The following is a 1,761-nucleotide window of genomic DNA, read 5'->3' as shown; positions in this document are numbered from 1 at the left end:
CGTCAGCTTTTGTTGCAGCTTCTTTCGCAATTTCAGCTTTCAACTCATCTTTACTTGTTGCTTGTCCATTCAAGGCTGCCGCTGCCGCAACTAAGTCATTCTTAGCTTTCTCAACTTCTGCTTGACTTGCATCTGGCTTAGCATCTACAGCTTTTGCCGCTTTAAGAGCTTCGTCGTAGGCAGTACGCTTAGCTTGGTCTGCATTCGTGTACTTGGCGTCAGCTTTTGTTGCAGCTTCTTTCGCAATTTCAGCTTTCAACTCATCTTTACTTGTTGCTTGTCCATCTAACTGCTCTTTAGCCGTTTGGATAGCTTGTTTCGCTGCATCTACTTCTGCTTGTGTGGCATTCGGGTCTTCTAAGACTTTCTTACCATCTTCTACGGCTTTGTCATAGGCTGCTTTCTTCTCTGCACTTCCGTTGTAGTACTTCGCATCCGTTGTTTTGGTTGTTTCGGCATCAGTTGTCGCAACTGGAGTTAGTCCGCTCTTATCTGTTGCTGTTCCATCCAACTCACCTTTGGCGTCTTCAATGGCTTTCTTAGCGTTATTGACAGCTTCTTGTGTGGCATTCGGGTCTTCTAAGACTTGCTTACCATCTTCTACGGCTTTGTCATAGGCTGCTTTCTTCTCTGCACTTCCGTTGTAGTACTTCACATCGTCAGCTTTTGTTGCACCTTCTTTCGCAATTTCAGCTTTCAAGGCAGACTTGTCGATGGATTGTCTCTGCTTTTCACGTTTATCATACTCGCTTTGTTTTATCCACAAATCTTTCGCTGGTATTGGAATAGTATCTAATACTTTTCCCCCAGCTTCTACCACTGTTAAGCGAGCTTCACCACCTCCATTAGGAACAATCGAAAGACTCACATACTCAGCCTTTGGATATAAATTGAAAATGTTTAATTTACTACTATCTGTCGTTGCATCGTCTCTATATAGTTTATCCACATGTCTATTTCTATTACGATCTTTCCGTCTTATCTTTTGTTCATCAAAGGAATTCGTATAAAGTTCATAAACATCACCATGACTATTAGCATTCAGCCAATGAAACATTCCATCATACCAACGACTCAACAAATAATCAAAATCATTAATTTTTGAATCTGGGACTGGTGCTTGATCAACATTATATGAATAGTCCCCATTCAAGCTTGATGCCCGGTCTTCCCCGACACTCCTAGCTCTTCTAACAGGAGCATTCTGACCAGAGTTACTCGTCTCTTCAGCACCTCTATCCCTTCCGCTAACGGCACTACTGCTGCTTCTATCTGACCCTTCAGAACTTTCCCCATTATTGCTTGATGGAGAAGCGTCCCTATCACTGCCAACAGGAGTACGCTGAACAGAATTACTTGTTTCATCAGCACTTCGCTCACTTCCATTCGAAGCTTCACTAGCTCCCTCCGCAGCTGGATCCGATTTAGGATCAGAACTCTCAAGAGACACCTCTGTAGCATTTACTGTAGTATCCGCCTGAACAACACTAGCTCGTGCTCCTAAAAACATCAATGCGGCAACCGCGACACTGGCGGCACCAAAGTGGTACTTACGAATGGAGTAACGGAAGACCTTTTCTCTGTTACACTTTCTAAAATCCATAACTCTTTCTCCTTTAAATTTAAAGATATGATTGAAGAAAACATGTCATTTTCCTCTTCAATTGACAATAATATATAAATAGCAACTTACGACTATTTACCCCACTGTACCTCCTATGAAGAATATACAGTCTAGCAGCTATTATACCACCCCCCCCC

The 1,761-nt window shown here is 42.6% G+C and carries 1 protein-coding gene; it reads right to left on the bottom strand.

What is annotated here, in order from left to right:
• On the bottom strand, positions 1-1,603 hold a 1,603-nt coding region (locus tag HT678_RS07300), incomplete at its 3' end, for a YSIRK-type signal peptide-containing protein (RefSeq protein WP_172924772.1).
• Between the last annotated feature and the right edge of the window lie 158 nt (positions 1,604-1,761).

Origin of the sequence: Streptococcus sp. 3167 (genome assembly GCF_013277175.1) — a bacterium.
In the GTDB taxonomy this organism is placed as follows: domain Bacteria; phylum Bacillota; class Bacilli; order Lactobacillales; family Streptococcaceae; genus Streptococcus; species Streptococcus pseudopneumoniae.
The sequence above is the reverse complement of the archived record's forward strand: the minus strand, read 5'-3'. Positions and strand labels throughout refer to the sequence as shown.